The organism is Clostridium sp. DL1XJH146 (assembly GCF_054819755.1).
Window position 1 is genome coordinate 1 of the sequence record NZ_JBTVVN010000128.1, and the last position, 288, is coordinate 288.

Annotated in this window: 1 protein-coding gene; it reads right to left on the bottom strand. The window is 69.8% G+C overall.

Features of this window, described 5'->3' with window-relative positions; genetic code table 11:
- A partial coding sequence (locus tag ACVHXK_RS18805; protein WP_461207936.1) for an AMP-binding protein occupies positions 1-288 on the bottom strand: 288 nt, incomplete at both ends.

Here is a 288-nt window from a genome sequence, read left to right on the forward strand (position 1 = left end):
AGGTCTTCAGGTAGGCCTGCAGGTAGCGTGGGTGGTCGTTCCACAGTGTCTGCGCGCAGCCCGGCGGCAGCGGCAGGGCGATGACGATGGAGCCCTGCTCATTCGGCCCCAGCAGCCGGCCTTCGTCGTCTACCACCTGCACGTGGTAGCCGGGCACCGCGCGGTTGGTCGAGCCGGCGCGCAGGTCGTGGTCGCCCAGCCCAGTGCAGGGCGCCGTCACCGGCCAACCGGTCTCGGTCTGCCACCAGTGGTCGTGTACCGGCTTGCCGGTAAGTGCCTCCAGCCAGT